At 69.2% G+C, this 24,181-nt stretch carries 23 protein-coding genes; 9 read left to right on the top strand and 14 right to left on the bottom strand.

All coding sequences use genetic code 11. From position 1 onward, the window contains the following. Positions 1-16: 16 nt before the first annotated feature. Positions 17-1,174 carry a cystathionine gamma-synthase gene (locus DMH01_RS05955; RefSeq protein WP_125674059.1) on the top strand — a complete coding sequence of 386 codons (1,158 nt, stop codon included), beginning with the start codon at positions 17-19 and terminating at the stop codon, positions 1,172-1,174. A gap of 131 nt (positions 1,175-1,305) precedes the next feature. Here the strand turns inward: DMH01_RS05955 and DMH01_RS05950 are convergent, their stop codons facing one another. From DMH01_RS05950 to hppD, 8 genes are all read right to left on the bottom strand, one after another. Continuing rightward, positions 1,306-1,584 carry a hypothetical protein gene (locus DMH01_RS05950; RefSeq protein ID WP_125674058.1) on the bottom strand — a complete coding sequence of 93 codons (279 nt, stop codon included), beginning with the start codon at positions 1,582-1,584 and terminating at the stop codon, positions 1,306-1,308. A gap of 119 nt (positions 1,585-1,703) precedes the next feature. Next, positions 1,704-2,570: a ferredoxin gene (locus DMH01_RS05945; RefSeq protein WP_125674057.1), complete on the bottom strand. Its 867-nt coding sequence runs from the start codon at positions 2,568-2,570 to the stop codon at positions 1,704-1,706. 29 nt (positions 2,571-2,599) lie between these two features. Further along, on the bottom strand, positions 2,600-3,049 hold the full coding sequence (locus tag DMH01_RS05940) for a hypothetical protein (protein WP_125674056.1): 450 nt from the start codon (positions 3,047-3,049) through the stop codon (positions 2,600-2,602). Continuing rightward, entirely contained in the window at positions 3,046-3,486 is a 441-nt protein-coding gene (locus DMH01_RS05935) for a hypothetical protein (RefSeq protein ID WP_125674055.1), read from the bottom strand. The genes DMH01_RS05940 and DMH01_RS05935 overlap by 4 nt, the downstream gene beginning before the upstream one ends. Further along, entirely contained in the window at positions 3,479-7,759 is a 4,281-nt protein-coding gene (locus tag DMH01_RS05930) for a hypothetical protein (protein WP_233621410.1), read from the bottom strand. Before DMH01_RS05930 ends, DMH01_RS05935 begins: the two co-directional genes overlap by 8 nt. After that, positions 7,759-8,073 (bottom strand): type VII secretion target, encoded by a 315-nt coding sequence (locus DMH01_RS05925; protein ID WP_125674054.1) that lies wholly within the window; start codon positions 8,071-8,073, stop codon positions 7,759-7,761. Before DMH01_RS05925 ends, DMH01_RS05930 begins: the two co-directional genes overlap by 1 nt. Positions 8,074-8,105: 32 nt before the next feature. After that, entirely contained in the window at positions 8,106-8,663 is a 558-nt protein-coding gene (locus DMH01_RS05920) for a YbaB/EbfC family nucleoid-associated protein (protein ID WP_125674053.1), read from the bottom strand. Positions 8,664-8,863: 200 nt separating this feature from the next. Then, positions 8,864-10,063, bottom strand: coding sequence for a 4-hydroxyphenylpyruvate dioxygenase (gene hppD, locus DMH01_RS05915; RefSeq protein ID WP_034305918.1), 1,200 nt, complete (start codon positions 10,061-10,063; stop codon positions 8,864-8,866). Positions 10,064-10,184: 121 nt separating this feature from the next. Here hppD and DMH01_RS05910 point away from each other — a divergent pair, with 121 nt between their 5' ends. After that, positions 10,185-10,658: an Lrp/AsnC family transcriptional regulator gene (locus DMH01_RS05910; RefSeq protein ID WP_034305441.1), complete on the top strand. Its 474-nt coding sequence runs from the start codon at positions 10,185-10,187 to the stop codon at positions 10,656-10,658. Here DMH01_RS05910 and DMH01_RS05905 read toward each other — a convergent pair. From DMH01_RS05905 to DMH01_RS05895, 3 genes are all read right to left on the bottom strand, one after another. Continuing rightward, positions 10,655-11,458, bottom strand: coding sequence for an MBL fold metallo-hydrolase (locus tag DMH01_RS05905; RefSeq protein ID WP_125674052.1), 804 nt, complete (start codon positions 11,456-11,458; stop codon positions 10,655-10,657). The two genes, DMH01_RS05910 and DMH01_RS05905, sit on opposite strands and share 4 nt — an antisense overlap. 83 nt (positions 11,459-11,541) lie before the next feature. Then, a complete protein-coding gene (greA, locus tag DMH01_RS05900; RefSeq protein ID WP_016337198.1) occupies positions 11,542-12,042 on the bottom strand; it encodes a transcription elongation factor GreA in 501 nt (166 codons plus the stop codon). Positions 12,043-12,241: 199 nt separating this feature from the next. Beyond that, positions 12,242-12,697 carry a DUF4307 domain-containing protein gene (locus DMH01_RS05895; RefSeq protein WP_125674051.1) on the bottom strand — a complete coding sequence of 152 codons (456 nt, stop codon included), beginning with the start codon at positions 12,695-12,697 and terminating at the stop codon, positions 12,242-12,244. A gap of 145 nt (positions 12,698-12,842) precedes the next feature. Here DMH01_RS05895 and mca point away from each other — a divergent pair, with 145 nt between their 5' ends. Both mca and DMH01_RS05885 read left to right on the top strand, forming a co-directional pair. After that, entirely contained in the window at positions 12,843-13,736 is an 894-nt protein-coding gene (gene mca / locus DMH01_RS05890) for a mycothiol conjugate amidase Mca (protein WP_125674050.1), read from the top strand. 34 nt (positions 13,737-13,770) lie between these two features. Further along, positions 13,771-14,100 (top strand): hypothetical protein, encoded by a 330-nt coding sequence (locus DMH01_RS05885; protein ID WP_125674049.1) that lies wholly within the window; start codon positions 13,771-13,773, stop codon positions 14,098-14,100. A gap of 72 nt (positions 14,101-14,172) precedes the next feature. On the opposite strand, the gene DMH01_RS05880 is transcribed toward DMH01_RS05885, so the two are convergent. Together DMH01_RS05880 and DMH01_RS05875 are read right to left on the bottom strand one after the other, a co-directional pair. Further along, a complete protein-coding gene (locus DMH01_RS05880; RefSeq protein ID WP_125674048.1) occupies positions 14,173-16,665 on the bottom strand; it encodes a polynucleotide kinase-phosphatase in 2,493 nt (830 codons plus the stop codon). Then, the gene (locus DMH01_RS05875) at positions 16,662-18,029 is read right to left on the bottom strand and encodes a 3' terminal RNA ribose 2'-O-methyltransferase Hen1 (protein ID WP_125674047.1); all 1,368 of its coding nucleotides are present in this window, start codon (positions 18,027-18,029) and stop codon (positions 16,662-16,664) included. The genes DMH01_RS05880 and DMH01_RS05875 overlap by 4 nt, the downstream gene beginning before the upstream one ends. A gap of 63 nt (positions 18,030-18,092) precedes the next feature. Between DMH01_RS05875 and DMH01_RS05870 the strand changes: the two genes are divergently transcribed. From DMH01_RS05870 to DMH01_RS05860, 3 genes are all read left to right on the top strand, one after another. Next, the gene (locus tag DMH01_RS05870) at positions 18,093-20,099 is read left to right on the top strand and encodes a thioredoxin domain-containing protein (RefSeq protein WP_125674046.1); all 2,007 of its coding nucleotides are present in this window, start codon (positions 18,093-18,095) and stop codon (positions 20,097-20,099) included. A gap of 121 nt (positions 20,100-20,220) precedes the next feature. Then, positions 20,221-20,781 (top strand): hypothetical protein, encoded by a 561-nt coding sequence (locus DMH01_RS05865; protein WP_125674376.1) that lies wholly within the window; start codon positions 20,221-20,223, stop codon positions 20,779-20,781. 65 nt (positions 20,782-20,846) lie between these two features. Then, entirely contained in the window at positions 20,847-22,733 is a 1,887-nt protein-coding gene (locus DMH01_RS05860; protein ID WP_125674045.1) for an acyl-CoA dehydrogenase, read from the top strand. A gap of 5 nt (positions 22,734-22,738) precedes the next feature. Here DMH01_RS05860 and DMH01_RS05855 read toward each other — a convergent pair whose 3' ends face one another. Then, positions 22,739-23,188 carry a pyridoxamine 5'-phosphate oxidase family protein gene (locus DMH01_RS05855; protein ID WP_125674044.1) on the bottom strand — a complete coding sequence of 150 codons (450 nt, stop codon included), beginning with the start codon at positions 23,186-23,188 and terminating at the stop codon, positions 22,739-22,741. A 154-nt stretch (positions 23,189-23,342) separates the two neighbouring features. Here DMH01_RS05855 and DMH01_RS05850 point away from each other — a divergent pair, with 154 nt between their 5' ends. Together DMH01_RS05850 and DMH01_RS05845 are read left to right on the top strand one after the other, a co-directional pair. Next, positions 23,343-23,759 carry a prevent-host-death protein gene (locus DMH01_RS05850; protein WP_125674043.1) on the top strand — a complete coding sequence of 139 codons (417 nt, stop codon included), beginning with the start codon at positions 23,343-23,345 and terminating at the stop codon, positions 23,757-23,759. Further along, positions 23,756-24,181 carry a cytotoxic translational repressor of toxin-antitoxin stability system gene (locus tag DMH01_RS05845; protein WP_125674042.1) on the top strand — a complete coding sequence of 142 codons (426 nt, stop codon included), beginning with the start codon at positions 23,756-23,758 and terminating at the stop codon, positions 24,179-24,181. Before DMH01_RS05850 ends, DMH01_RS05845 begins: the two co-directional genes overlap by 4 nt.

Genomic DNA, 24,181 nt, shown 5'->3' with positions numbered 1-24,181 from the left:
TCGTACCCTTGGGGGTATGGCCGACGACTACTCTCTGCTGGGCTTCGAGACGCGCGCGATCCACGCCGGGCAGACCCCTGATCCCCGAACCGGCGCGGTCATCGTGCCGATCTATCAGACCTCGACCTACGCGCAGGACGGCGTCGGCGGCACGCGCGAAGGTGACTACGAGTACTCCCGCACCGCGAACCCCACGCGCACCGCGCTGGAGGTCGCGCTCGCGGCGCTCGAAGGCGCGCGGCACGGTCTGGCGTACGCGTCGGGGATGGCGGCCAGTGACGTCCTGCTGCGGGCGACCCTCCGGCCCGGAGACCACCTCGTGCTCGGCAACGACGCGTACGGCGGCACGTTCCGGCTGATCGACAAGGTGCTCAGCCTGTGGGGCGTCGAGCACACGGTCGCCGACCTGGGGAATATCGCCGAGGTCCGCGCCGCGATCCGTCCGGAGACGAAGCTGATCTGGTGCGAGTCGCCGACGAACCCCATGCTGGGGATCGCCGACATCGCCGCCCTGGCCGAGGTCGCGCACGGCGCCGGCGCCCGCTTGGTCGTCGACAACACCTTCGCCACCCCGTACCTGCAGAACCCGCTTTCGCTGGGCGCCGACGTCGTCCTGCACTCGACCACCAAGTACCTCGGCGGGCACTCCGACGTCGTCGGCGGCGCGATTCTGACGAACGAGGACGAACTGCGCGAGCAGCTGTTCTACCTGCGCAACGCGGCGGGCGCGGTGCCCGGCCCGTTCGACGCGTGGCTGACCCTGCGCGGGATCAAGACCCTCGCGCTGCGGATGGAGCGGCACAGCGACAACGCCGAACTGATCGCCCGGATGCTGCTGAAGCACCCGAAGGTCGAGCGTGTCTACTACCCGGGCCTGCCGGAGCACCCCGGCCACGAGGTCGCCGCGAAGCAGATGCGGCGCTTCGGCGGGATGATCTCGTTCACCCACATCGACGGCGAGCAGGCCGCGCTCGACGTCGCGTCGAAGACGAAGCTGTTCATCCTCGCCGAGTCGCTGGGCGGGATCGAATCGCTCATCGAGCACCCGGGGCGGATGACCCACGCGAGCACCGCCGGATCCACCCTGGAGGTGCCGGACAATCTGCTGCGCCTGTCCGTCGGCATCGAGGACGGCAGCGACCTGGTCGACGATCTGGCCAAGGCCCTGGGCTGACCGCCGCCGAGCCCAGAGAATGAGCAAGGGACCTTTGCGCCCACTCGCTTAGCCTGCCTAAGCAAGTGAGAGCAAAGGTCCCTTGCTCTATTCGCGCTGGTCAGCGCGGTGTGGTGGGAGGAAGCGCCCGGTTACGGGCGGAAGTTGCTGGGGGTGACGCCGGTCTTCGCGTCGGCCTCGTGCGAAGTCCCCTTCGGCACGGCGGGCAGTTCCGAGCCGTCGACGCAGCCGCCGACGAGTTCGATGTGGTTGTCGTGCCGGATGTACTGGCCCGGATCCACGCAGCCGGCGCGGTCGACCGTGTAGACGGCGGCGCCGGTCAGCAGCGCGGCCGAGGTGAGAGCCAGCACGACCGGGAGCATCCCGGCGGAACGGGTCGCCCGGACCCTGCCGATGTTCCCCCGTGCCATGTGCACTCCCTGGTCGCCTTCGCCGCCGCCGTCAAGAGTACCCGGACCGTGAACTTGTCACGTGACGTATCCGTCAGGTGGCATCATCCGGCCGCGGATCACCCGCGATTCACGGGGTCCTAAGTGGACGGTTGGCCGGTGATCGCGGCGACCGCGAGTTCGCGCTCCGGCTCGCCGACCTCGGGCAGGGTGAACCGCAGCGCCCGGATGTGGCCGAGCAACTCGGGGTCGGGCGCCACGTCGTGCTCACGCAGGTAGTAGGCGACCGCGCCCGGCCAGTACCACCGGCCGTCCGTACGGAAGTTCAACGGCACCAGCGGTTCCCTGTCGGGATCGAAGGCGTCGGCGTCGTAGCTCCGTGACGCGAGCACGACCGGCGCGGCGTCGAGATACGCCAGCACGCGGTCCCGCTCGGCGGGGGAAAGCGGCTCACGGTTCACCACCGGGCGTCCGGACTCGTCGAGACCGTCGTAGACCCGAGGCGACTTCAGTGAATCCGGGGTCTCGGCGAGCGGAGTCGCCACCGAAGGCGCGGCCGCCGGCACGACGTCGAGCCCGGCGCGTTGCCGCAGCCACGGCGGGATGCTCTCCTCGGCGCGCGGGAAGAAACGCAGTTCGTCCTGGAAGCCGATCGGAGGCGGCGCCTGCCGCCACGGCGGCTCCACATCCACGAGGAAGTCCGTGCTGAGCACGGTCGCCGAGCCGTAGACCAGGATCGCGCTCAGCCAGGTCCCGCGACCGGGCTGGTACATCCCGGCCCGCAGGTTCCCGAGCAACTGCACGGCTTCCGGGCTCGGCTGTGCCGGTCGCGGCAGACCGTCCTGACCGGTGACGAGCAGGTCGACCTCGATATGCCTGCCCGCCGCCCGGTACTCGACGCGCATCTGCTGCCAGCCGGGCGGCAGCGGCGTCGCGAGGGCATGGCCGATCTGCCAGACGAGCTGCTGTTGCTGCTGCTGGTTCAAGGACGCCGGTGGCTGGGTCATGTTCCCTCTTTCAGGCTTCCGGTCGCCGTTCAGGAAGCGTCGCCGGCTTCGTCGGCCCGCAGGCGCAGCCAGTCCGGGACGTTCTCGGCCGCACGCGGGAAGCGCCGAAGTTCATCCGCGAAGGCCTCGGCGGGCGGCGGGTTCCGGAACTCCGGCTCCGCCGTTCCGTTGAAGTTGACCCTGAACGAACCCGGATGACGCATTTCGAACACAGCGCTCAGCCAGGTGCCCCCGACGGGGTTCGCCGCTCCTGCGCGCAGCTCGGCGAACAGGTCCGAGATGACCTCCGGCGGTGTCCACGGTGTGAGGGTTTCCGCCACCGACTGCACGATCGCGGCCGTTTCCCGGTATTCGCCGATGGCGTTGTGCTTGATCTGGACGTAGTCCCAGCCAGGAGGGAGCAGGAACTTCAGCTGATCGGCGATCTCGGTCAGGATCCGTTCCTGGTCGACGTCACCGAACTTGGCCGGAATCGTCACGCCTGCTCAGCTCCTTCCTGCTGCTCTTCGAGCCGTGCCCGGTACCAGGCCGGAATGTTCTCCTCGTCGCGCGGGAACGCCTCGAGGTCGCGTTGGTAGACCACCGCCGGGACAGGAGGATCCCACAGCGGATCGAAGGTGAAGTTGTAGTGGACGGCGAAGGAGCCGGGAGGGTCGAGGATGAGCCGCATGGCCAGCCAGGTGCCCTTCCCGGGTTCGTAAAGGGCCTGACGCGATTCCTGGAGAGCCGCCCGGATGTCGGGCGGCTGCATCTGTGCGCTGCTTCCGTCCTCCATGATCACGGTGATCGCCAACTCCTCGACCATCGTGGCCATGGTGGCTTTGAGGTCGATCCGCCGCCACCCCGCCGGCGCCTCCCGCAGCACGGCCGCGCCGATCTGCTGGACCAGCTGATCGGCTCGCTCCTGGTCAGACATTTGCCGGGGGCTCTGGCCGGAGGGGGGTGTGAGGGGCGACGGGGGCGGGGTTGGGGACATTCACGAAGCTCCTGAAGTTGTAGGTGCGGGTTCCGTCCGGTGCGATTCTCTCGGACATGGTGTGCCACCGGTCCGGGGTCTCCCCGACGGACGGTTCCTCGAGCCAGGTCCGCACCCTGCCGTGGTCACCACCGCGGCTTTCGGCCGTCCGGCGGTCGGTTTCCGAGTACGCCCAGTTGTGCTCGTCGCTCCCGCTGGTGTGGTTGTTCTGAGTATGTGCCTGGGGGGCGCCGGCGATCCGTCCGCCACCCGCGCCGGAGGCGTGGTCCCCGGTGTGGCCGCCTCGCGCGGGCAGTCCGGTGTCCGCGACGCCGATCGCGCCGATCCGGGTCATGACGCTCGTGTTCCCGCGCGGTCCCGCCTTCGTGGAGTAGTCGGGCTCGAACGAGACCGGGCTGTTGCCGTACTGGTCGGCGTGGTAGTTGAAGTCGCCGATCTTGTATTTGACGCCCTTGAGCGGAAGGCCGTCGCGCCTGCCCGCCTGCGCGTCGTGCATCGTCTGCTTGTCGCCCGTCTCGGGGTTGATCCAGCGGTTCTTGGGATCGTCCGGCCGGGTCTCGATATGAGTGAAGCGCGGCGGCTGCTCGTTGTTGGTGTAGAAGGTCCCGTGCAGGACCTTGTTACCGTTGGCGTCCGTCGCGTACACCTTGTACGCCGTGTTGGGAGTGAGTTCCGACCGGGGCTTGTTGCTGAATGGTCCGTCACCGTCCGCACTGGGATCCCAGTTCGGCACGGTTTCCGGCCTGGCGTTTGCGGGGGGATCGAAGTCGTCCAGGTCCAGCTGCGGTTTGCCGTTTCCGTCGGTACTGAACTCGAACCTGCCCTCGCCTGTGTGCACCCGGTAGTCGACGTCGGGGAGCAGGTGGTCCGTGTCCGGGTTCGCCAGCGAGTTGGACGGATCGGACCCGATCCTGGTGTTCGGGACGTCGGCGTCGATATGCGTGATCTTGGGCGGCACAGAGTCGTCGGTGTAGATGGTCGAGCGACGGCCGGAGCTGTCGGTGACCTCGTACTTCGTGTTCGGGTCCAGCGGCCTCGGGTTGCCGGGATCGTAGAACCGCTCGCCCGGCTGCAAGGTGACGTCCCGGCGAGGCGGGGTGTAGTCCGGCTCCTTCCAGCCGCCCTCGATCTCGTGCTGTGAAGGGAAGTCTCGGCCGCGGTCGCGTGCGCTGTCGGCGTCCACGTCCTGCTTGTCCGCGTGCGACGTGTCCGGGGTGAAGCCGTCGTCGCTCGCCCGGCGGGCGGTGCCGTCGGGGCTGTGGACGTCCCATTCGCCGTTCGGCGGGATCTTGGGCCGGGGGCGGCCGTCGGGGCCGATCTCGTAGTCGGACGAGAAGACGCGCCCGTTCGAGTCGGTCCACGCCGGCTTGCTCGGCGCCATCACTTCGGTGTCGAGCTCTCGCGATAGACGGCGCGCGAAATCGTTCGAGCCGGCGTCGCAGCCGATGAGGCGGATCGGGCGGCCGTCGTAATCCCCGTTGCGCCGCAGGATGTCCGCGAACTCTTCCGGGGTGTAGGTGCGGTTGCCGATCCGGGCGTGCCCGTCCGGCGTGACGTGCACGTCGACGGTGTAGCGGCCGTCCGGATCCGGCTGGACCCGGTGCGGGAGGTCGCCCATGTCCGAGTCGCCGCGGTGGTACGAGCTGCCCGCGGGAGTGCTCTCGGAATGCCGTTGGTTGACCTCGTCCGGCGTCAGCGGACGATCCGGCTCGCCGTCGGGCCCGCGGTCGTGCGGCGAACCGTCGGGGTGACCGTTCGGGTCCTGGCGCGGGCCGTGCCCGTCGGGGCCGTGGCCGTCCGGCGAGTGCGGCGGCCCGGAGTGGCCCCCGGGGCCGCGCCCGCCCGGACCGGTGTTGCCGGGACCCGAGCCGCCGGGCCGGTTGCCCGGGCCGTGCGTGCTCGGTGAGCCGGTGTGCGGCTGGGCGCCAGGGCCGAACTCGTTGCCCCGGGCGACCGGCTGAGGCTGATGCGGCTGGTTCGGCCGTCCACCGGGGCCGGTCTGGCCGGGACCGCGGCTGGGGCCGGTGTGGGTGTCGGGTGTGCGCGGGGCGTTCGTGTCCGGGGTGCGCGGCGAACCGGGCGTTCCCGTCCAGCCGCCACCCTGCGGCCTGCCGCCGGGCGAACCCGGGGTGCCGCCGGGTGTGCCACCCGGGGCGCCTTGCGGTGGCATGCCGCCGGCGATCGGCTGGCCGCCCTGCGGCGGGACACCATGCGAAGCGTCGCCGCCGGGACCGCCGCGCTGCGAAGGCATGTGTGACGGGCCGGCGTCGCCGAGGCGTGGTGCCGTGGGCGCGGTGCCGCTGGTCGTCGTTCCGCTGTCGGTCGGCCGGGTGGGGCTACCGCCGTCGTTGCCGCCGTGGTGGCCGGGCGACGGGTCGGACCGAGGGGTGGGCGAGCCGCCGCCGTCACCGCCGTGTGTCCGGGGCGAGCCGCCGCCGTCGCCGGCGTGGCTGGGCGATCCGCCGGTGTCGGTGCGGGTGTGCGGAGCGGGGGAGCCGCTGTCGGCCCGCGTGTGCGGGGCCGGGGAGCCGCTGTCGGGTGTATGGCTGGGAGATCCGCCCGTGTCGGTGCGGGTGTGCGGAGCGGGGGAACCGCTGTCGGCACGGGTGTGCGGGGTGGAGGAGCCGCTGTCCGGTGTGTGGCTCGGGGAACCGCCGGTGTCCGCCCGCGTGTGCGGGGCGGGTGAGCCGCCGTCGGGTGTGTGGCTGGGCGAACCTCCGGTGTCCGCGCGGTTCGGGCTGGGCGAGCCGCCATCGGACGCGCGGTTCGGGGTGGCGGAATCTCCGGGAGAGCCACCGTCGGACCGGGTGTGCGGCGTCGACGTGTCGGAACGGGCGGTGCTGGGGGAACCGTCGCCGCCGGCGGAGTTTCCGTCCGAAGTGGACGGTCCGTCGCCGGAGCGGTGGGGAGAGCCGCTGTCGGAGCGGGTGGACGAGCCGCCGCCGTCACCACCGCGGGTGGTGTTCGACGGGGTGTCTCCGCTGGACCCGCCGTTCGAGCCGGAACCGCTGGTGTCTCCGCCGGAGCCGTCGTTGGGGCCGCTGTTGGTGTCGCCGGAGTTGCCGCCGGTGTTGTCGTTGGGGCCGCTGTTGGTGTCGCCGGAGTTGCCGCCGGTGTTGTCGTTGGGGCCGCTGTTGGTGTCGCCGGAGTTGCCGCCGGTGTTGTCGTTCGGCCCGCTGTTGGTGTCGCCCGAGTTGCCCCCGGAGTTGTCGCCGTCGGAGCCGCTGCCGGACCCATCGCCGCTGCCGGAGCCGGAACCGTCACCGCTGCCGGAACCTGAGCCGTCGCCGTCCGGGCCGTCGCCGGATCCTGAGCCACCACCGGTCCCACCGGATCCGCCGCCGCTGCCGCCGCGCTGGATGAACCCGCCCGGCTTGATGTTCTTGGTGTTGATGACGTCGAGGCCGGTGACCTTGCCCGCGATCTTGCCGAAGATCTTGATGATCTTCTCGAAGACGTCGACCAGTTTGCCCAGCAGCGGCGAGACCCGCCGCATCGCGTCGCAGAGTTCCTTGAGCTTGTCGGCGATCTTCGCGGCCCACTTGGCGATCGCGGTGACGGCCTGCGCGACCACCACGGGGGTGCCGAAGCCCAGGGAGAACACCGTCTCCATGACCCACGCGATGAGCTTGCCGACCGCGTCCGCGATCAGCTGGCGGATGAACTCGCGGACGAACGCGACGATCTCGCCGAAGATCATCACGACGGTGCTGATCCCGCCCGCGACCGTCGCCGCGCCGCTGATCGCCTCGGCTTGTTCCGCGGCCTGCTTGCGGTACTGGTCGGCCGCGTCGCCCGTCCAGCCGGACGTGCCGTTCTTGACCGCGTTCGAGAACTCGACCTGGGTGTCTTCCAGTTTCTTGGCGACGTTGCCCCAGGTTTCGGAGTACGACTGGATGACCGGCGGATCACCGGCGACAGCGTCCAGCATGTCCTTCAGCGGCTGCATGTGTTCCATCAGGAACGACGCCACCGACGACATCAGGTAGCCGAACGGGTCGATCGCGGCGCTGGCCATCTCGCCGGCGAGGCTCAGCACACCGAGCCCGCCGCCGATCCAGTCACCGTTCGAGATGCCGTTGAAGGCGTCCATGGCCGACTCGGCGACGCCGATGCCCGCCGCGTAGCCGTACTCGCTGTTCCCGGCCGTCAGCGGTCCAGGGCCGTCGCCGTCGGTCGGTGCGTTCGCGACGAGCGGGTTTCCCTCGGGCATCAGTCGGGCACCTGCACGTTCTTGAATTCGGCGGCGAAGTTCTCGTCCTGCGCCTGGTAGGCGTTCGACGCGGACCGCACGTTGTTCGCCACCGTCGTCGCGGCCTCGACGGCCTTGTTCAGCGCGTTGATGCCGAACTCCTCGACCGGGTCGAGCATCATCCGGAACGGCTGGCAGATGATGCCGTACGCGTCGGTCGGCATGCTCACCTGCTGCGCGGCGTCGACCGCCGTGCGCAGGCCGTCGGCGATGCCGTCGATCTGCTTGGCGTGCGCGTCGAGGTCGGCGCCGAGCTCATAACCCTTGCCTGCCATGGTTTCTCCCCTCTACCAGGCCGGATGGACGTCTACGAAAGGATGCTGCCGCCGAACTCGTCGTCATCGTCGTCCTGCGTGCGGCGGCGGCGCGGGATCGGCTTCGGCTGAGGTGGGTTCTGGGGCGGGTTCGCCTGCGCGGGCGGCGGCGGAGGCTCTTCCTCTTCCGGGCCGAAGCGGTGGTGCCGCTCGGGAACCGGCGGCGTGAGGTTCTCCTCCGGCGGGGCTTCCGGGAAGGTGCTCTGCGCCTCCGCGATGACCCGGTTCGCCGTCTCGTCGGTGGTTCCGACCGTCTCGGCCATCGCCGCCTGCAGCAACTCCGGGATCCGGGACTGCGCGAGCTGGACGAGGCGCATGACCTGCGCCGAGACCTCCGCCATCCGTTTGCCGCTCGCGGCTTCGGAGATGACGAGGTTCGTGAGCAGGCCCTTCGAGTCGATCGTGACCTCGATGGTGTTGTCCTTCGACCGTTCGGTCACGGTCTGGCCCTGCATGCGTGCGGCCATCGCCTGATAGCGCGCGGCGGTCTCCTGGATCTGCTTCGTCCAGTTGTCCACCATGCGTTCGCTGGCGTCGACGTTGTCCGGCATCGGGACCCTTCCAAAAGCTGCATGCTGACGTCTTCACACTGACGGCCCGAAGAAGCCTTCGGTTCCGGAGTGCTCGAAGTTTAGTTCCCGTCCGGTGTACCACCCAGCGCCGACAAAGTCGGCCCCGTCACGCAGCGAAAGGGCCCCTCACCGCACGAAGTGCGATGAAGAGCCCTTTCACGCCTTGCGAACTGCCGGGGTCAGAGGTTGCCGCGGCGCTCCTGCTCACGCTCGATGGCCTCGAACAGGGCCTTGAAGTTGCCCTTGCCGAAGCCGAGCGAACCGTGCCGCTCGATGAGCTCGTAGAACACCGTCGGGCGGTCGCCGATCGGCTTGGTGAAGATCTGCAGCAGGTAACCGTCCTCGTCGCGGTCGACCAGGATGCGGTGCTCCTTGAGCAGCTCGATCGGCACCCGGACCTCGCCGATCCTCGCGCGCAGCTCCGGGTCGTCGTAGTAGGAGTCCGGGGTGTCGAGGAACTCGACGCCCGCGGCGCGCATCGCGGTCACCGTCGCGACGATGTCGTTGGTGGCCAGCGCGATGTGCTGGCAGCCCGCGCCGCCGTAGAACTCGAGGTACTCGTCGATCTGCGACTTCTTCTTCGCGATCGCCGGCTCGTTGAGCGGGAACTTGACGCGGTGGTTGCCGTTGGAGACCACCTTGCTCATCAGCGCCGAGTACTCGGTCGCGATGTCGTCGCCGACGAACTCCGCCATGTTCACGAAGCCCATGACGCGGTGGTACCAGTCGACCCAGTAGTCCATCTTGCCGAGTTCGACGTTGCCGACGCAGTGGTCGACGGCCTGGAACAGCCGCTTCGGCGCGCCTTCCGGGCGGACGACGCTGCTCTCGCGCGGCTCGTAGCCGGGCAGGTAGACGCCGGTGTACTTCGACCGGTCGATCAGCGTGTGGCGGGTCTCGCCGTAGGTCGCGATCGCGGCGATGCGCACGGTGCCGTGCTCGTCGGAGACGTCGTGCGGCTCCTCGAGGACGGTGGCGCCCTGCGAGCGGGCGTGTTCGATGCACCGGTCGACGTCGGCGACCTCGAGCGCGAGGTCGATGACGCCGTCGCCGTGACGGCGGTGGTGGTCGAGCAGCGGGGAATCGGGCTTGACGCCGCCGGTGATCACGAAGCGGGCCGAGCCCGACTTCAGCACGAACGACTTGCGCTCGAAGTTCCCGGTCTCGGGGCCGGAGTACGCGACGAGCCGCATGCCGAAAGCGACCTGGTAGAACCACGCGGTCTGCGTGGCGTTGCCCGCGATGAACACCACCGCGTCCATCGACTTCACCGGGAAGGGGTCGGTCGAAGAGTCGTGATCGACGAGGCCGACGAGCTGACGCAGCTGGTCGTAGCTCACGTCGTCAAGAGCACCCTGGGGTTCCACTGTGTGCGTCATGCCCTGAAGCATCCGAGCGCGTGACAAAATGCGCAACGGTCAAAGATTTCACTGCGCACTATGACCAGTCGAGGGCCGGGTGACGCAGTCAAAGTGGACAACCTGTGTAGGAGGTAGGCCGATGTCGGAAGCACTCGACGCGCTGGACGCGCGGCTGCTGCTGTTGCTCACCGACTCGCCCCGGCTCGGCGTGCTCGAATGCGCCCGCCGTCTCGGCGTCGCGCGGGGCACCGTGCAGGCCAGGCTGGACCGGCTGACCGAACGCGGGATCCTCGGCGGGTTCCCGCCCGAACTCGACCTCGCGGCGATGGGATACGGCCTCACCGCGTTCGCCGTCCTGGAGATCGCGCAGGGCCGCCGGGCCGAGGTCGCGGAGGCGCTGTCCGCGATCGACGAGGTGTGCGAGGTCTACGCGACGACCGGTCAGGGCGACCTTTTCGTGCGGATGGTGGCGCGCAACAACGACGACCTGCAGCGGGTGGTGGACGAGGTGGTCGGCGCGCCGTATGTGCGGCGGACGTCGACGTCGATCGCGTTGTCGACGCCGGTTCCGCCGCGCGTACGGCCGCTGCTCGAACGGCTGGCGCGAAGCTAGCCGACCTGGCTCAGATACCGCTTCGCCGACCGCTGGACCGCCTCGTGCCCGTCGGTGCGGATGATCGCGTCCCACCAGGCGCCGTAGATCGCCTCGAACTCGTACGGTTCGAGCATCTCGGCGGCGCGGCGGACGACCTCGGGACGTTCCGGGATCAGGTTCGGGTAGCTGTACATCATGCCGACGAAGCGGCGGTCCGGGATGACCTGCAGGATGTCGCCCGAGAGCACCGCGCCGCGGCCGTTCTCGCCGTCCGGCCAGTGCAGCACGGTCCCGCCGGCGAAATGCACGCCGAGGTTGATCAGCCGCAGGTCGGGGGCGACGTCGAGGGTCGCGCCGCTCCACAGCTTGATCGCCGGATCCGGCCTCCCGATCCACTGCTGGTCGCCCTCGTGCAGGTAGACGGGCACGTCGAAGGCGTGGGCCCACTCGACCATGGTGGTGTAGTAGTGCGGGTGGCTGATCGCGATGCCGGTGATCCCGCCGAGTTCGCGGACCTGGCCGACGAGGTCGTCGTCGATGAAGCCCGCGCAGTCCCACAGGAAGTTGCCGGATCCGGCCTTGACCAGCAGTGCTCGCTCGCCGATGGCGAAGTTGGGAGTGGATCCGACGCCGATGAGGCCGGGCCCCTGCTCCTCGATGCGAGGCCGGTACGTCCCGCTCGCGCGGACGGTGGCCAGATCGGTCCACCGCTGCCCGGCCTGCGGGATGTACTGACGTTCGTCCTCGCAGATCGGGCAGTCGGACCTGGGTTCCGCGTACTGCATGCCACAGGCGACGCAGATCGGTAGCTCGCTCATGATTCCCTCCAGAATTCTCCGGAGGTCACGCTAACGGCTGATATGCGCGCCCGGCCATATCGGGGCCGGGCGCGCTGGGTGGCTCACTTGCCGGTGTAGGGCACGGCCTTGACGAGCGTCACCTTCTGGATGCTGCCGTTGGGCAGCTCGTACTCGCGGGTCTCGCCCTCTTTGGCGCCCAGCAGCGCCTTGCCGAGCGGGGACTCCGGCGAGTAGACGTCCAGGTCGCCCTCGGTTCCCTCTTCACGGGTCGCCAAGAGGAAGTTCTCGTCTTCGTCGTCACCGTCGTAACGCACGGTGAGGACCTTGCCCGGTCCCGCGCTGCCGTCGTTGGCGGGCGGCTCGCCCACCTTGGCCGAGCGGAGGAGCTCCTGGAGGTGGCGGATGCGGGCCTCGTGCTGGCCCTGCTCTTCGCGGGCGGCGTGGTAACCGCCGTTCTCCTTGAGGTCGCCCTCTTCCCGGCTGTCGTTGATCTTCGCAGCGATGACCGGGCGGAGCTCGATGTAGTGGTCGAGTTCCTGCTTGAGCCTGTCGTAGGCATCCTGGGTCAGCCAGGTCACCTTTGTGTCGCTCACGGTCACCATCTCCTAGTAGGGCCTGCCAGGCTTGGGTGTACAAGCCGGCCACCGGGCCGGCATGGCGCGCCGGCCTGGCTGAGATAAAGGAAAAACACGGCCCGTCTTGGGCCGTGCCGGTAGATCAGAGTAACACGGCGCGAGGCATCGCCGCCGGTGGAATTCGGTCGCGCCTCGGCGTTGGGCGCCCGTTTCACCCCGTTGGCCGCTATGGCCTTGACAGGTACCGTGGTACGTCGTATGAGCACCCGAAGATATCAGCCGTGACCGGCCTTCCGATGCTCTTGATGGTGGTTGTCACCCTGCTGTTCTTCGAACCAGGCTGAATCAGGACCTCTTTACGGCCGCTCTCGGCGCCCGCCTTGTCGCGGACCCGGACGACGCAGACGCCCGGACGGTTCACATCGTCCCTGGTCACGTTGATGGTGATCTCCATCGCGTCGCCCGGCTTCTCGTCGAACGAGACGCGTTCGCCCTCGATGGGCGCGCTGCCGAAGTTCGTGTACGCGACATAGGCGATTCCGCCGCTGACCAGCAGTGCGACCAGGCCGAACACCAGGCGCCGCCAGCGGGCGGGCTTCGCGGCGCGGGTCTTGCCGTAGCGGTCCTCGGGCACGTCCGTCCGGGTGCTTTCCGCGCTGGGAGCGTCCTGTCCCGTGCTCAACCCGGGCCTCCCGGTAGGTCTCGTCGTGCTCGCAGGGACAATGGAGTCGTATGCGAGTGGTTCCCCTCGAGTATCCGCGCCCGGCCGGGCGGGCCGTCAGGCAGGGTCGCAGGGGAATAGGGAACGAGAAGGGGACGTTCGGAGCATGGTGTCAGCCAATGAACCGCCGAAGTCACGCCTCCGCCTGATGGCGGTGCACGCGCACCCCGACGACGAGTCGAGCAAGGGTGCCGCCACGATGGCCAGGTACGCCGCCGAAGGGCACGAGGTCATGGTCGTGACCTGTACCGGCGGCGAAGCGGGCAGTGTGCTGAACCCGGCCATGGACCGTCCCGAGGTAGTGGCGAACATGACCGAGGTCCGCCGGGAGGAAATGGCCCGCGCGGCCAAGATCCTCGGCGTGAGCCACACCTGGCTCGGCTTCGTCGACTCGGGCCTGCCCGAGGGCGACCCGCTGCCCCCGGTCCCGGAGGGCTCGTTCGCGGTCATCCCGCTCGAAGAGTCCACCGGTGCGCTGGTGAAGGTCATCCGCGAGTTCCGCCCGCACGTGATCGTCACCTACGACGAGAACGGCGGGTACCCGCACCCCGACCACATCCGCACGCACGAGATCTCGGTCGCGGCCTTCGACGCCGCCGGCGAGAAGGAGCGCTACCCGGACGCGGGCGAGCCGTGGCAGCCGATGAAGCTGTACTACGTGCACGGGTTCTCGCGCGCCAGGATGACGGTGTTCCACGAGGCCCTCCTCGCGCGCGGCCTGGAGTCGCCGTACGAGGAGTGGCTCAAGTCGTGGGATCCGGAGAAGGCCGACGTCATGGAGCGGGTGACCACCCGCGTCGAATGCGGCGACTACTTCGAGCAGCGTGACGAGGCCCTCAAGGCGCACGCCACCCAGATCGACCCGAACAGCCGCTGGTTCGCCGTCCCGCGCGACCTGCAGCGCGAGGTCTGGCCGACCGAGGAGTACGAGCTGGTCCGCTCACTGGTGGACAGCACCCTGCCGGAGGACGATCTGTTCGCCGGCTTGAAGGAGGGCTAATGCACGCCGACGTAATTTTTCCCGCGGAGGCGCGATGAGCACGGTCGTGGTGCCGGCGTTCGCCGTCGTTCCGGTGACGGTGTCGTCGCAGTTCCTGGCGCAGCAGCCCGGCAACGGCGACAACGGCGGCCAAGGTGAGGACTTCGGCAAGTCGTCACCGGTGGGTTTCCTGATCCTGATCCTGTTCCTGATCGCCGTCGCGCTGCTGGTGCGGTCGATGACCAAGCACCTGAAGCGGGTTCCGGAGAGCTTCGACGAGCCTGCTGCCTCCGAGGAGGCTCCTGTCGAGGAGGCTCCCGAGGCGCCGAAGGCTGACGCCGAGCAGGTCGCCAAGACGGAGAAGCCGACCGCCAAGTCCGACTGAACGCTGCCATGAAAGGTCCTTTCCTTGCAAAATTTGCAAGGAAAGGACCTTTCATGGCATTCGCGAAGCGCGTCAGAGGCGCGGGTCGACCGGATCCGACTCCAGCGCCAGCACGGCGAACACGCACTCGTGCACCCGCCACAGCGGTTCCCCTCGCGCCAGCCGCTCCAGCGCCTCCAGCCCCAGCGCGTACTCGCGCAGCGCCAGCGCCCGCTTCCGGTTGAGACCCCGCTTGCGAAGGCGCGAGAGGTTCTCCGGCAGCGTGTAGTCGGGCCCGTAGATGATCCGCAGGTACTCCCGCCCACGCACCTTCACCCCCGGCTGCACCAGCCCGCGCGCGCCCCGCGTCAGGTTCGCCGCCGGTTTGACGACCATGCCCTCGCCGCCCGCGCCGGTCAGCTCCAGCCACCGATCGACGCCGCGCGCGACCGACGCCGCGTCGGTGGTGTCGACGGCCAGCGTCCGTGTGCGCGTGAACAGGTCGCCGGTGAGCCGGTCCAGCAGCGAAAGGTGCCAGGAATGCGGCCGGTCGTGGTACGTGTGCCCCTCCGACGCCAGGATCTGGAACGGCGCCAGCCGGACGCCGTCGAGGCCGTCGGTCGGCCAGCAGTAACGCCGGTACGCCTGCCGGTACGCGTCCACAGTGGACGCGCGAACCCTGGTCCGCTCCACCAGTACCGACACGTCGACCCCGCGAGCGGCGGCCGCGTCCAGTGCGGCGACGGCGGCGGGCAGCACGGCTTGGGCCGCCGCGCCCACGGCCGCGTACTGACCCGAGATCAGCGACCCCGCTTTCGCGCTCCACGGCAGCAACTCCGTGTCGAGCAGCAGCCAGCCGGTGTCCAGTTCGTCGAACAGTTCCGACGCCGCTTCCCGCACACCGGCGAGGAGCTGCGCGTTCTGTTCCGGAGTGAAGAACGGCCGCCCGGTGCGGGTGTACACCGCGCCCGGACCCTGGATCCCGAACCGTGCGGGAGCCACGGCGTCGTCACGGCACACGAGCACGACGGCTCGTGAGCCCATGTGCTTCTCCTCGCACAGCACGTGGTCGACACCCGCCGCGCGGAACTCGGCGAAGGCCTCCTCGGGATGTTCGAGGTAGCCGTCCGCGGCGGACGTCGAACACGGCGCCATGGTCGGCGGCAGGTACGGCAGCCAGCGCGGGTCGACGGCGAAGCGGCTCATCACTTCGAGCGCCGCCGCCGACTGTTCGGCGGAGACCCCGACCCTGCCGTGATGCCGCGTCTCGATGATCCGCTTCCCGGTGACGTCGCCGAGTTCCAGCACCGCCGGCTCGCGCCCGCCCAGCGGCCGCGCCGGTTCGAGCGGGCGTGACGGCTCGTACCAGACCTTCTTCGCCTTCACCGAGACGACTTCCCGCTCCGGGTAACGCAAAGCGGTCAGCTTGCCGCCGAAGACACAGCCCGTGTCGAGACACATGGTCCCGTTGATCCATTCCGGTTCCAGGGTCGGCGTGTGTCCATAGAGGACCATCGCCTTGCCGCGGTAGTCGCGCGCCCACGGCAGCCGCACCGGCAGGCCGTATTCGTCGGTCTCGCCGGTGGTGTCGCCGTACAGCGCGGTGCTGCGCACCCGGCCGGACGCGCGCCCGTGGAACTTCTCGGGCAGGCCGGCGTGCGCGACGACGAGCTTGCCGCCATCCAGGACGTAGTGCGCGATGAGCCCTTCGCAGAAGGCGTGCGCTTTCCCCCGGAAGTCCTCGTCCTGCAGGGAAAGCTGTTCCAGCGACTCCGCGAGACCGTGCGTCGTCTTGACGTTGCGCCCGTTCAGCGCGCGGACCAGTTTCTGCTCGTGGTTCCCGCAGACGACCAGCGCGCTGCCTGCCTCGGTCATCGCCATCACGCGGCGCAGCACGCCGGGTGTGTCGGGGCCGCGGTCGACGAGGTCGCCGACGAACACCGCGGTCCGGCCCTCCGGATGCACGCCGTCGACGTAACCCAGTTCGGTGAGCAGTTCGTCCAGTTCTTCCCGGCAGCCGTGGACGTCGCCGATCACGTCGAACGGCCCGGTCAGCTCGCGGCGGTCGTTGCGCAGCGGTTCGACGACGATCTCCGCTTCGGCGACCTCGGCTTCGCTCCGCAACACGTGCACGCGACGGAAACCCTCGCGCTCCAACGACTTCAGCGAACGGTGGAGTTCGCCGCGCTGCCGCCGGACGACGTGCTCGCCGAAGTCGCGGTCGGGCCGGGACGCGTTGCGTTCCTGGCAGACCTTCACGGGCAGATCCAGCACGATCGCCGTCGGCATGACGTCGTGCTCCTTCGCCAGCTTCAGCAGGCTCGCCCGTGAAGCGCGTTGGACGTTCGTCGCGTCGATCACGGTGATCCGGCCCGCTTCGAGCCGCTTCGCCGCGACGTAATGGAGCACGTCGAAAGCCGCCGCAGAGGCGCTCTGGTCGTTCTCGTCGTCGGCCACCAGGCCGCGGAAGTAGTCGCTGGACAGCACCTGCGTCGGCGCGAAATGCGTCCGCGCGAAGGTCGACTTGCCGGAGCCGGAGGCGCCGACGAGCACGACGAGGGACATGTCGGGAATGGTCAGTTTCATGCCACGGCCTCCTTTCGAGACGTGAAGACCGCCATTTGGGTCGGCGGTCCTGATTCCTGGGACTCCTGTCCCACCGGCAGATGCCGGACGTCGTAGCCCTGTCGTGCCGCGACGCCCTCGGCCCACGAGCGGAACTGCGCGCGGGTCCATTCGAAACGGTGGTCTGCGTGCCGGAAACGGCCCTCTTCGAGGAATTCGAAGTGCCGGTTGTACTCGGCGTTCGGCGTCGTGACGAGCACGGTCCGCGGCGCGGCGACACCGAACACGGCGTGCTCCAGCGCGGGCAGGCGCTCCTCGTCGACGTGCTCGATCACCTCCATCAGCACGGCCGCGTCGTATCCGGCCAGCGAAGGATCCGCGTAAGTCAGCGCGGACTGCTTCAGGGTGATCCGCGTCTTGTCCTTCAGCCGCTTTTCGGCGATGTCGAGCGCGCTTGCGGACACATCGACGCCGACGATCTCGGTGAACGACGGCTCCTTCTGGAGCACGCGCAGCAGCGCGCCACCGCCGCAGCCGAGGTCGAGCACGCGCCGCGCACCCACGGCCCGGAGTGCCGCGAGCACACTGCCCTGACGCTGGACGGCCAGCGGTTCGGGCCGGTCCGGCAGCTCGGTGACCCGGGCTTCGGCCTCGGCGGGCACGTCGTCCGTTTCCGCCAGCCGGGCGAGCGCGTACGAGACGATCGGGCGGCGTCGTTCGAGATACCGGTTGGTGATCAGGTCCCGTTCCGGGTGGTCCGCGAGCCAGCCTTCGCCGACGCGCAGCAACTTGTCGGCCTCGTCCTGGCCGATCCAGTAGTGCTTGTCGCCGTCGAGAGCGGGCAGCAGGACGTACAAGTGCCGCAACGCGTCGACGACCCGCTGGGTCCCCGTCAGCCGGAGATCGACGTAGCGTGAATCGCCCCATTGCGGGAATTCGGGGTCGAGCGGGATGGCTTTCGTTTCGACGTCCCAGCCGAGGGGTTCGAACAGTGTGTGGACGACCTGCGCGCCGCCGCGTGCGGTCAGCGAGGGGACGCGGATCTCCAGCGGGAGCCGCTCGTCGACCAGTTCCGGCCGGTTCGCGCATCGGCCCGCCAGCGCAGTCGTGAAGACCGCCCGCAGCGCCACCGCGAGATACGAGCCGCCCGCGTACGGCCGGTCGTTGACGTACTGGGTCAGCGACGTGCCGCCACCGCGCACGAGCTCGACCGGGTCGATCTCGACGAGCAGCGCGACGGTGCAGCGCTCGTCGGACGCCTCGGGGTAGAAGACGTGCGCGTTCCCGGCCGAGAGCGTGAAGGATTGCGCCTTCTCCGGATGCTTGTGCAGGAGAAAGCCCAGGTCGGTGGCCGGGTTCCGGGTGGTCGTCATGGTCAGGAGCACCGGATGAGTGTGGCGCAGACGGCCGTTCTGCGCGCCCGCTTTTCCGCGTGCGACCCTGGTGACATGTCGAATCGCCTGAAGGCCGCGACCAGTCCGTACCTGCTGCAGCACGCCGACAACCCGGTGGACTGGTGGCCGTGGGGTGAAGAGGCGCTGGCCGAGGCGAAACGGCGGAACGTGCCGATCCTGCTTTCGGTCGGCTACGCGGCCTGCCACTGGTGTCACGTCATGGCGCACGAGTCCTTCGAGGACGAGGCCACCGCCACGCTGATGAACGCGAACTTCGTCAACATCAAGGTGGACCGCGAGGAGCGCCCGGACATCGACTCGGTGTACATGGCGGCCACACAGGCGATGACCGGCCAGGGCGGCTGGCCGATGACGTGTTTCCTGACGCCGGAGGGGGAGCCGTTCCATTGCGGCACTTACTATCCGCCGTCGCCGCGGCCGGGGATGCCGTCGTTCTCGCAGCTGCTCGTCGCGGTGGCCGAAGCCTGGGGTGAACGCCCGGACGAGCTGCGTTCCGGTGCCCGGCAGATCATCGCCCACCTCACGGAGAAGAGCGGTCCGCTGCCGGAGTCCGTTGTGGACGGTGCCGCGCTGGACTCCGCGGTCGCCACGCTGCGCAAGGAGTACGACACCGGGAACGGCGGATTCGGGGGAGCGCCGAAGTTCCCGCCGACGATGGCGTTGAACTTCCTGCTGCGTCATCACGAGCGCACCGGCTCCGGCCTCGACATGGTCGAGCACACCGCCGAGGCGATGGCGTCGGGCGGCCTCAACGACCAGCTCGCCGGCGGCTTCGCGCGCTACTCGGTCGACGCGGGCTGGGAAGTGCCGCACTTCGAGAAGATGTTGTACGACAACGGTTTGCTGCTGCGCTTCGCCGCGCAGTTCCACGGGGTGACCGGGCACGAGTACGCGCGGCGGACGGTCGAGGAGACCGCGGAGTTCCTGCTCCGCGACCTCGGGACGACCGAAGGCGGTTTCGCCGCGTCGCTCGACGCGGACACCGATGGCGTCGAGGGACTGACCTACGTCTGGACCCCCGCGCAACTGGCCGAAGTGCTCGGCGAGGAGGACGGCGCCTGGGCGGCCGAGCTGTTCCAGGTGACCGAACGGGGGAACTTCGAGCACGGCGCGTCGACCCTGAGGCTGCGCGACCCGCACCCCGAGGACGGCGAGCGCTACGAGCGGGTCCGTCGCGCGCTGCTGACGGCGCGAAATGAGCGTCCGCAGCCCGCCCGTGACGACAAGGTCATCGCCGCGTGGAACGGGCTCGCGATCGGCGCGCTCGCCAAAGCGGGCGCGCGGTTGAACCGTCCACAGTGGATCAATGCGGCGGCCCGCGCGGCGGCTTTCCTGATGGACACCCATTTCGTGGACGGACGGCTGCGCCGGACTTCGCGCGACGGCGTCGTCGGCGCGACGGCCGGGGTGCTGGAGGACTACGCCTGCTTCGCCGAGGGCTTGCTCGAACTCCATCAGGCGACCGGTGAGCCGCGCTGGCTCGCCGACGCGCTCACCTTGCTGGACCTCGCCTTGGCCCACTTCGGCATCCCGGACGCGACGGGGGCCTACTACGACACGGCCGACGACGCGGAAGTCCTGGTGCAGCGGCCTTCCGACCCGACCGACAACGCGAGCCCGTCGGGGGCTTCGGCGCTGGCGAACGCGTTGCTGACCGCGTCCGTGCTGGCCGGGCACGACCGGGTGGGCCGCTATCGCGAGGCGGCCGAGCAGGCCTTGGCGCGCGCGGGACGGCTCGCCGCCCACGCGCCGCGGTTCGCCGGACACTGGCTCACGGTCGCCGAAGCCGCCGCGGCCGGCCCGGTGCAAGTGGCGGTCGTCGGTCAGGATGCCGCGTCTCGCGCGGATCTGTTGGCCGCCGCCCTCGCTTCGTCGCCGGACGGCGCCGTCGTCGTGAGCGGCACGCCGGACGCGGACGGGGTGCCGCTGCTGGCCGATCGGCCGCTGGTCGACGGCGCCGCCGCCGCGTACGTGTGTCGCGGGTACGTGTGCGAGCGGCCCGTCACCACCGCGGAGGAACTGCGCTCTCAGCTGGGCTGATCCCTTTTCGCCGGGGGAGAACACACCTGACTCACGCCTGATACGCGCGTAGCGTCGGTAGCGTTGTAATCATGTAATCGCGGAGGCGAGCATGCACACCTACTTCAGGACGGCGAGGCAGATGGGACGTGGAGGCTGGAAAGGCCGTGGCGGCTGGCAGCAGGCGGACATCCCGTCGGCGGACGACGCGGCCGCGTGGTTCGGCGGGCGGCTCCCGGAGGGCTGGTTCACCGGAGATCCCGAGGTCACGGTGGATCGCGAAGAGATCGTGATCGTCGGCGAGCTCCCTCCGCTCACCGGTGACTACGCCGACGACGCCGCCCGTGCGGCGGCCGAGGACGGCCGGATCAGCCGGTTCCGTGAGGAGACCCGTGACGAGCGGATCGAGATCGCGCGCCAGGCCGAGCACCGGTATCAGCGCAAGGTCGCCTGGGGCGCGAGCCTCGGCGGCACGAGGCACCTGTTCACCACGCATTCGGCGCCGGTGATGACCAGGCTGCGGCAGCCGGAACGCCTGGTCCTCGACACCCTCGTCGACGCCGGCGTCGCGCGGTCACGGTCGGAGGCGCTCGCCTGGGCGGTCCGCCTCGTCGGAGAACACGCGGACGCCTGGCTCGCCGAGCTGCGGGAGGCGATGACCAAGGTGGACGATCTCCGCGCACAGGGACCGGATCTTTCCTGACTCGTGCTGCGCCCCCCGATGCGGTGCGGCAGGCTGAACGCAGACCGCACCGCATCGGAGGAATCGTGGACACACCAGGACTTCCCGCGAAAATCGAGCCGGACGCGCTGACCACCGTCCTCGATGGACGGTGGGCCGAACTCCGCCGCGCGGTGCGCGCGCAGATGGCGGCGGAGGACTTCGAAGACCCGGTCGACATCGACACCGAGGCCCATCGCGCCCAGGTGCTCGAATGGCTGCGGCTGCTCGCCCGCACCGACCGTCCGGGGCTCGGCTTCGACCCGGCGTACGGCGGGGGCGGCGACGTCGGCGGCGCGTTGACGTCGTTCGAGATGCTGGGCTTCGGCGACCTCTCGCTGATGGTGAAGGCCGGTGTCCAATGGGGTCTGTTCGGCGGCGCGGTGCAGCTGCTCGGCACCGAACGCCACCACGAGCGCTACCTGCGGAAGATCAAGGACCTGGAACTGCTGGGCTGCTTCGCGATGACCGAGCACGGCCATGGCTCGGACGTCCAGCACCTGCGCACCACCGCGACCTACGACCCGGCGACGCGCGAATTCGTCGTGCACACGCCGGACCGGGGCGCGATGAAGGAGTACATCGGCAACGCCGCCCGCGACGGCGAGCTCGCGGTGGTGTTCGCGCAGCTGATCACCGGTGGCGAGTCGCGCGGCGTGCACGCGTTCCTGGTGCCGATCCGCGGCGAGAACGCGAGCGGTGTCGAGATCGAGGACTGCGGCCGCAAGGCCGGTCTCAACGGCGTCGACAACGGACGGCTCACCTTCACCCAGGTGAGGGTTCCGCGCGAGGCGCTGCTCAACCGGTTCGGCGACGTCGCCGAGGACGGCACGTACACGAGTCCGATCGAAAGCGACGGACGCCGGTTCTTCACGATGCTCGGAACGCTCATCCGCGGCCGGGTCAGTGTCGCGGGCAGCGCCGGCAGCGCGACGAAGCGCGCGCTCGCACTGGCCATCCGCTACGGCGAGCAGAGGCGGCAGTTCGCGCGGCCCGATGGCGAGGAGGTCGTGATCCTCGACTACCGCGCCCACCAGCGGAAACTGCTGCCCGCGCTGGCGACGTCGTACGCATTGCACTTCGCGCAGGAAGCACTCGTCTCGAAGCTGAACGACCTCGCCGAGGACGCGCCGGAGGAAGAGCAGCGGGAGCTGGAATCGCGCGCCGCCGGCGTCAAGGCCGTCTCGACCTGGCACGCGACCGCCACCATCCAGGCCGCCCGTGAGGCGTGTGGCGGCTCCGGCTATCTCTCGGAGAACCTAATCGCCGGGCTGAAAGCGGACACGGACGTCTTCACCACCTTCGAGGGTGACAACACCGTGCTGCTGCAACTCGTCGCGAAGGGGTTGCTGACCAGCTACAAGGACCATTTCGAGGACCTCAGCCCGCTCGCGACCGCGCGATTCGTGGCGGAGCAGCTCGTCGAGGCCGTGATCGAACGGACCTCCGCGCGCAAGGTCGTCGAGCGGCTCACCGAAGCCGACGACGGTGACGTCCTCTACTCGCGCGAATGGCACCTGAAGCTGTTCGAAGATCGCGAAGAGCACGTACTCGGCGGTGTCGCGCAGCGCCTGCGTAAGGCGGGTTCGGATCCCTTCGGTGTCTTTAATGACGCCCAGGACCACGTGCTGCGCGCCGGGCGCGCGCACGTCGACCGGGTGGTGCTGGAAGCGTTCGTCGGCGCCATCGAGCGCTGTGCCGACGCTGACGCCCGTGAGCTGCTGGAGCGGGTCTGCGATCTCTACGCGCTCGCGAACATCGAGGCGGACCGTGGCTGGTTCCTCGAACACGGCCGCCTCACCTCCGGGCGTTCGAAGGCCGTCACCGCCGCGGTGAACGCGCTGTGCGCCGACCTGCGCCCGCACGCGCGCACACTCGTCGACGCCTTCGCCATCCCCGAGCAGTACCTGGCGGCTCCGATGCTGCGGGACTGACCGCGTCAACCGATGTCGAGAGCCGTTCCGTAGAGCTTGTCGGCTTTGAGGGTGATGTAGAGCCTTCGCTCGGCCGCGATGGTCTCCAGGAACTCGGCCTCGTCGTCGGGCTTTTGCCGCTGCGCCGCCAGGTAGGCGAGGCCTGCCGCGTCGCCGGGTGTCCGGGTGACTTCGGAGAGTTCCGCCTTCCCTTCCACGACGGCGAATTTCCAGTGGTCGGCGCTGGAGACGTAGAGGGAGGCGGTGGGGTCGTTGCGGAGCTGCTTGACCTTCAAGCGGTCTTCGGTCGTGCTCACCCGGATCTCGCGGCTCTCGGGTTCCCACGTGTAGACGACGGTGGAGAGATGCGGGTGGCCGTCGCGTTTGAGGGTCGCGAGGGCGCCGAAGGTGTGCTCGGAGAGGAAGTCGCTGAGGGCCGCGTCGTCGAGGCGGCGGGGCGGTGCGTTCTTGGCCATGGGGTGATCATGGCTCCCCGGCCGAGGCGCCGGAAGAAGGCACTTTCCTGTGCCAGAGGGAACACGCGTGTGTCCGACCTGGTCACGCCGGTGACGTACTTGACGTACTTGACGTACTTGGGCAGACTGATCGTGACTCGATCGGGAGGCCTTAGTGTCCGCTCTCCATTACGACAGCTACACCGAAGCTCGCGCGCACCTGAAGGACCTGTTGGATGCCGCCGAAAAAGGCCGTGTCGCCACGGTTCGGCGTGATTCGGTTCAGGCCGCGGTGGTGGACGTGGAGCGCCTTCGGCACTTCCTCGCGTCGCTTCTGCCCGCGTCCGCGCAGGTCGTCGCCGAGGGAGACGGCTGGTCCGTGTTCATCCCGGGCTTACCGGTGGCGGCGGACGGGGCCACCTTCGACGAGGCCCTGACCGAGATGGTCGACGCGCTGCGGGAGTACGCGGAAGACTGGCAGGCGCGGCTGCTGGAAGCCCCGAATCATCGTGACAACTGGGGTCTGGTTCAGCTGATCAGCCTGAGCGATGACGATCAGCTGCGCGATTGGCTGGCGGGTACCGCGCGGTGAACTGGCCACAACCCACTCGCAAGGACCACGAGTCGTTCTGTCAGGTCGAAGAGTGGCGGAGAGTCCGTGACGCCCGCGGCCGGACGGGTACACATCACGTCACGTACGAGCTCGGCCTGATGGACGGCCGCATTCTGCGAACCCGGATCTCGCATCCGGTGGATCGGACCGGGTACGGCAAGAGCATCTGGAAGCACATTCTTCGCGACCAGCTCGACGTCGACGAGCCATGCTTCTGGTCGTGCGTGCACGACGGTGTCAAACCCGACCGCGGGCTTCCCGCGCCGCAGACTGAAGCTCTCCCAGCCGATCTGGTGCACATGCTGCTCTCTCGGGTCGGTCTCGCCGAATCCGAGGTCGCGGCCATGAGCAAGGCCGAGGCCATCGCGAGGCTTCAGCAATTCTGGACAGAGAACGGCTGA

Origin of the sequence: Amycolatopsis sp. WAC 04182, assembly GCF_003947465.1 — a bacterium.
Taxonomy (GTDB): domain Bacteria; phylum Actinomycetota; class Actinomycetes; order Mycobacteriales; family Pseudonocardiaceae; genus Amycolatopsis.
Note: the sequence above shows the minus strand (reverse complement) of the source record. Positions and strands in the feature narration are given on the sequence as shown.